Genomic DNA, 5,889 nt, shown 5'->3' with positions numbered 1-5,889 from the left:
TTCGACGGGTCAACGTCCCGCTGCTCCCGCCGGCCGACGGCGAGCAGCCTGGTCAGCACCGTCCGCAGGTCCGTCCGGTCGGCGACGATGTCGACCTGCCCCTTGCTGGCGAGGAAACCGCTGCTCTGGAACTCGGCGGGCAGTTCCTGCCCGATGGTCTGCCGGATGACCCGGGGGCCGGCGAAACCCATCCGGCTGCCGGACTCGGCGACGATCACGTCCGTGTTGGTCGCGAACGACGCCGCCACCCCGCCGTAGGTCGGGTCGGTCACCAGGCTGATGGACAGCAGGCCGTGCTCCCGGTGCCGCTCGATGGCGATGCCGGTCTTGGCCATCTGCATCAGCGACAGGCAGCCCTCCTGCATCCGGGCCCCGCCGGAGGTGGAGACGATGAGCAGGGGGAGCGCCTCGTCCACGGCGAGCTCCACCGCCAGCGTTATCATCTCGCCGACCGCCGAGCCGAGGCTGCCGCCGAGGAAGCGGAAGTCCATCACAGCCACGACGAGCTCGTGGCCGCCGATGGCGCCGGCGCCGCACAGCACCGCCTCGGCCAGCTCGGTCTCCCGCCGGGCAGCCTCCCAGCGCTGGGCGTACGGCCGGGTGTCGGTGAACCCGAGGACGTCGAAGTGGACGGGCTCGACCAGCAGTGGCCGGAAGCTGCCCTGGTCGAGGAGCTGGTCGATCCGCTGGGCGGCGGTCAGCCGGTCGTGGTAGCCGCATTCCGGGCACACGTAGAGGTTGCGGGCCAGCCGTTTGCCGTAGACGAGCGAGGCGCAGGAGCCGCACCGGCTCCAGGCGGCCACGTCCGCCTCGGCGACCGTGGCCCTCACGCGGCCTCCCCGGCGGAGCCGGCCTCATGGGCCACCCCGGCGGAGCCGGGCTCATAGGTGTAAAAACGCCGCGCTATCGCGTCCTCGGGTGACCGCCAGGTCGGCAGATAGGGCTGGATGTAGTGGGACAGCCGCTCGCTGACGCGGGCGAACTCCTCATGGCCGCGCGCGTTGTCCACTGCCCGCCGGCCGTCCCCGGTCGTTTCCAGCAGGTGGACGTAGAGATCCCCGAGCGAATAGAGCGAACGGTGGGTGACGCCGGCGATCCGCGGAAGTCCGGTCGCGTCCGATTCCGCGAAGATGCGCGCGACATCCTTTTCCGCGCCAGGTGTGATCTTGGCAACAATCAAGGATCTGTGCATATTTGGTGTCCCCCTCCACCGAACGGGCCGGGAAAACCCCGGGACCGGGGCCGGCGGGGTCACTGACCCATTCACGGCGACAACGTTCCGGTTCAGACCGACCCCCCTACCGAGAGTAAGGGTGATCACACAGCGCGTCCACCGCTGCCGTCTGCGTGACCTTTGGCGGAGAGCGGCCGCCCCTCCCCGGGGCCACCCGCACCAGCCCCGCCACACCAGCCCCACCGCATCAGCCCTGCCGCACCAGCCCTGCCGCACCAGCCCTGCCAAGCCGGCCGACCGACCGACCCGACGAGCGAGCCAGCAAGGACAGCCGGCCGACAACACCGGCCGGACAGCCGTCCCCCCGCCCCACCCAGGAAAGGTGAGCATGGAACGAGTACGGAAGCGGCTGCCACAGCGACTGTTTGTTCCCTCGTTCTCATGATCCGACCTCTGATCGATGATCAGGGCGGGTCCCGAAGGAGGGGGCCGGCTCAGGGAGACAGGCCAGGGCGGCCTGGGCACAGGCGGCGTTACGGAGCAGAGATCCGCAGCCGGTGGTCGAGGGCGGTGTGGCGGCGGCCGCCGCTGACCGTGCGCACGGCCTGGCCGATGGCGCGGTGCGACCCGACCAGCACCACCAGTCTGCGGGCCCGCGTGACCGCCGTGTACAGCAGGTTACGCTGCAACATCATCCAGGCGCTGGTGGTGACCGGGATGACGACGGCCGGGTACTCGCTGCCCTGCGAGCGGTGGATGGTCACGGCGTAGGCGTGGACGAGCTCGTCCAGCTCGGTGAAGTCGTAGTCGATGTCCTCGTCCTCGTCCGTACGCACCGCGGCCTTCTGCTCGTCGAGGTCGATGCCGGTGACCACGCCGAGGGTGCCGTTGAAGACGCCGCTGGCACCCTTGTCGTAGTTGTTGCGGATCTGGGTGACCTTGTCGCCGACCCGGAAGACCCGCCCGCCGGCCCGGCGTTCGGGCGTGTCGGGACGCGCCGGGGTGAGCGCCTCCTGCAACAGGGTGTTCAGCGCGCCGGCGCCGGCCGGGCCGCGGTGCATCGGCGCGAGCACCTGCACGTCCCGGCGCGGGTCGAGCCCGAACTTCGCGGGAATCCGCCGGGCCACCACGTCCACGGTCATCGCCGCGGCCTCCTCGGCCTCGTCCGCGGCGAAGAAGAAGAAATCCGGCAGGCCGCGCACCAGCGGGTGCTCGCCGCTGTTGATCCGGTGCGCGTTGGTGACCACCCCGGACTGCTGCGCCTGGCGGAAGACCTGCGTCAGGCGCACGTGCGGGACCGGCGTCCCCGCCGCCAGCAGGTCGCGCAGCACCTCCCCGGCCCCGACGGACGGGAGCTGGTCGACGTCGCCGACCAGGAGCAGGTGCGCCCCGGGCGCGACCGCCTTGGCCAGCTTGTTGGCCAGCAGCAGATCGAGCATGGACGCCTCGTCGACCACGACGAGGTCGGCGTCCAGCGGGCGGTCGCGGTCGTAGGCGGCGTCCCCGCCGGGACGCAGCTGCAGCAGCCGGTGCACGGTGGACGCGTCGTGCCCGGTCAGCTCGGTGAGCCGTTTGGCCGCCCGGCCGGTGGGCGCGGCCAGCACGATCTTCGCACCCTTGGCCTGGGCGAGCGTGACCACGGAGCGTACGGTGAAGCTCTTGCCACACCCCGGCCCGCCGGTGAGGACGGCGACCTTCTCGGTCAGGGCCAGCCGCACCGCCGCCCGCTGGGCGGGGGCGAGCTCGGTGCGCGTCCGCCCGTGCAGCCAGGCCAGCGCCCGGTCCCAGTCGACGTCGGCGAACGCCGGCATCCGGTCGGCAGGCGCGCGCAGCAGCCGCCGGAGCTGGCCGGCCAGGGAGATCTCCGCACGGTGGAAGGGCACCAGGTAGACCGCGGCGACGGGGACGTCCGGATCCTCCCCGGGGATCTCCTCGCGGACGACGCCCTCCTCGGTGACGAGCTCGGCCAGACACTCGATCACCGCGCCGGTGTCGACCTGCAGGATCTTGACCGCCTCGGCGATCAGCCGCTGTTCGGGCAGGAAGCAGTTCCCGTCCCCGGTGGACTCCGACAGGGTGAACACCAGCCCGGCCTTTATCCGCTGCGGGCTGTCGTGCGGAATCCCGACGGCCTTGGCTATCGTGTCCGCGGTACGGAACCCGATGCCCCACACGTCGGTGGCCAGCTGGTACGGCTGTGTGCGCACCACCTCGACCGACCGGTCGGCGTACTGTTTGTAAATACGCACCGCCAGCGACGTCGACACCCCGACGCCCTGGAGAAAGACCATCACCTCCTTGATGGCCTTCTGTTCCTCCCAGGCGGCCGCGATCGCCTTCGTCCGTTTGGGGCCGAGTTTCGGGACCTCGATCAGCCGTTCGGGATGCTGCTCGATGACGTCCAGGGCGTCGATACCGAAATACTCGACAATGCGCTCGGCGAGCCTCGGCCCAATACCCTTGATCAGCCCGGACCCGAGATACCGCCGGATACCCTGGATCGTCGCCGGCAGCACGGTGGTGTAGTCCTCGACGTGGAACTGCCGGCCGTACTGCGGATGCGAGCCCCACCGCCCCCGCATCCGCAGCGACTCGCCCGGCTGCGCGCCCAGCAGCGCGCCCACCACGGTGATCAGCTCGCCGGACCGCCCCGTGTCCACCCGGGCGACGGTGTACCCCGTCTCCTCGTTGGCGTAGGTGATCCGTTCCAGCACCGCATCCAGCACCGACCCGTGGAACGGCTGCGCGGCTGCCATGGCAAGTACCGATATCACGGCCGGCCGCCGGTTCTACGACGGGCTCCCGCCGTTCCGCGGCAGACTGTCACAGGGCGAATGCGGACTGTCATGAGATGGCGGCAGACTGTCGTGCCACTGGTCGGCCGCGGCGGCGAGCTGCCGGGCCCAGGCGTCCAGGATGCGCGTTCCGGCCCGGGCGGAGGAACCGGTGGGATCACCCAGCACGCCGTTGGGGCTGACCGCGCGCACCCCGGACTCCCGCAGCACCGGCAGGAGCTCACCGATCGGACGGGCCACCCCGGGCTCGACCCGGTCGAGGCGCACCGCCTGCCCGCGCAGCGCGAGCATCGCCGAGGTCTCGGTGCGGCCGGCGTGGGCGTCGTCCGCGGGCCCGCCGGGCAGCCAGGCGAGCACCCGCCGGCCCTCGCCGCGCAGCCTGGCGACGGCGCGGCGCAGCGGCGCGGCGTTGCCGCCGTGCCCGCAGACCAGCAGCACCCCGGCGAACGCGTCCGCCGAGCGGACAAGCTCGACCAGCAGCAGCTCGACGCCGTCCTGCCCGATCGACAAGGTGCCGGGAAAGCCCGCGTGCTCGCCGCTGGAGCCGTACGGCAGCGCCGGCGCGACGAGCACCCAGGGGCGGGCGCGGGCGAGCCGTTCGCACAGCGCCGTGGCGAGCTCGGTGTCCACGGTGAGCGGCAGGTGCGGCCCGTGCTGCTCGGTCGCGCCGAGGGGGACGGCGAGCACGCTGCTGGCGGCCCGTCCGGCCACCTCGGGCCAGGTGAGCTCCGCCAGCCGCCAGGGCCGCACAGCGGTCACGGCACGTAATTCCCGCCCAGGATGCGACGCGCTCCCGAAACCAGCGCGTGGCATGGTCTCAGGCGGGATGCACCGCGGGCCTGCAGGACACGGCGAAGGTACGCGGTCACCGTGCCGGTGCCGGGCCAGCCGGACAGCTCCGGGAGCAGCGGCGCGAGCGTGCCCGCGCGCGCGGCGCCCCACCAGACCCCGGCGCCGTAGGCGGCGTCGTCGAGCGTCCGCAGCAGCAGCCAGCGCGGCGGATCCACGTCCGGCCGCCGCTGGTACCACTCGTACAGGTGCCGTCCCAGCGCCAGGGCCAGCAGCCACCTGCCCCGCCTGGTGCCCGCCAGCAGCGGGACGGCCGCCGGCCACCAGGCGCCGGTCACCGCGTCGGCGAGCAGCCGGCCCGCGCCGAGATGCCCCAGCGCCGCCACCCGCAGCGCCCCGGCGGCGGGCACTCCGAGCGGCGCCAGCCTGCGTGGCAGCAACGCCGCCGTACCGGCCGCGGCCGCGAGCCCGGCCCGCGGCCGGCCGGCGGCCACCGCCGCCCACGACAGCGCGCTCCACACCGACATCCGCACCGGAGCGATGGCCGTGCCGTGCCGGGCGGCCAGCGGCGCCGCCGACGTCCCGTAGTCGAAGCGCTGCCGCAGCCACGCCGTCCACCGGACGCGAGGAGCGTGCCCGACCCGTGACGCGGGCTCGTAACGGACCTGCCAGCCGGCGCGCACCAGCCGCCACACAAGGTCCACGTCCTCGCCGAAGCGCATCCGCTCGTCGAAACCGCGCAGCTCCCGCAGGGCGGCGGCACGCACCACGAGCGCGGCCGAGGGGACGTAGCTCACCCGGCTCGCCGGCCGCACCGGCGCCGCGGCGCCGCCGAGGTCCAGCGGCGAGCGCGCCCGCTCGTAGCGGGCCAGTAACGACCGGCCGGGCAGGCTGGTCACCCGGGGAGCCACCGCGGCGACGTCCGGGGCGTCGAAGTGCGCCAGCAGCGGCTCCAGCCAGCCCGGCCCGGGCCGCACATCGGCGTCCAGGAAGGCCACCAGCTCGGTGCCCGCCCGCCGCCAGCCGGTGTTGCGCGCGGCCGCGGGGCCGCGGGGCCGCCGGTGACGGACCGTCGCCCGCGGCAGCGGCGGCACGGAACCGTCGTCCACGACGACCACCTCCGCCAGCTCC

Annotated in this window: 5 protein-coding genes; all 5 read right to left on the bottom strand. The window is 73.3% G+C overall.

Annotation, left to right across the window (positions count from 1 at the left end):
- Positions 1-830: acetyl-CoA carboxylase, carboxyltransferase subunit beta (gene accD, locus AC5LUJ_RS13865; RefSeq protein ID WP_493465054.1), on the bottom strand; the 830-nt coding region annotated here is incomplete at its 3' end.
- Positions 827-1,192 (bottom strand): TcmI family type II polyketide cyclase, encoded by a 366-nt coding sequence (locus AC5LUJ_RS13860; RefSeq protein WP_250285758.1) that lies wholly within the window; start codon positions 1,190-1,192, stop codon positions 827-829. The genes accD and AC5LUJ_RS13860, both read right to left, overlap by 4 nt.
- A gap of 515 nt (positions 1,193-1,707) precedes the next feature.
- Positions 1,708-3,930, bottom strand: a complete 2,223-nt coding sequence (gene recD2, locus AC5LUJ_RS13855; RefSeq protein ID WP_250285757.1) for an SF1B family DNA helicase RecD2 — start codon at positions 3,928-3,930, stop codon at positions 1,708-1,710.
- A 33-nt stretch (positions 3,931-3,963) separates the two neighbouring features.
- The gene (gene mftE, locus AC5LUJ_RS13850; protein ID WP_250285756.1) at positions 3,964-4,728 is read right to left on the bottom strand and encodes a mycofactocin biosynthesis peptidyl-dipeptidase MftE; all 765 of its coding nucleotides are present in this window, start codon (positions 4,726-4,728) and stop codon (positions 3,964-3,966) included.
- On the bottom strand, positions 4,725-5,889 hold a 1,165-nt coding region (gene mftF / locus AC5LUJ_RS13845; protein ID WP_493465053.1), incomplete at its 5' end, for a mycofactocin biosynthesis glycosyltransferase MftF. The genes mftF and mftE, both read right to left, overlap by 4 nt.

This window comes from Protofrankia sp. CiP1_Cm_nod3, from assembly GCF_982290655.1.
This window is presented reverse-complemented; position numbering and strand designations above follow the sequence as displayed.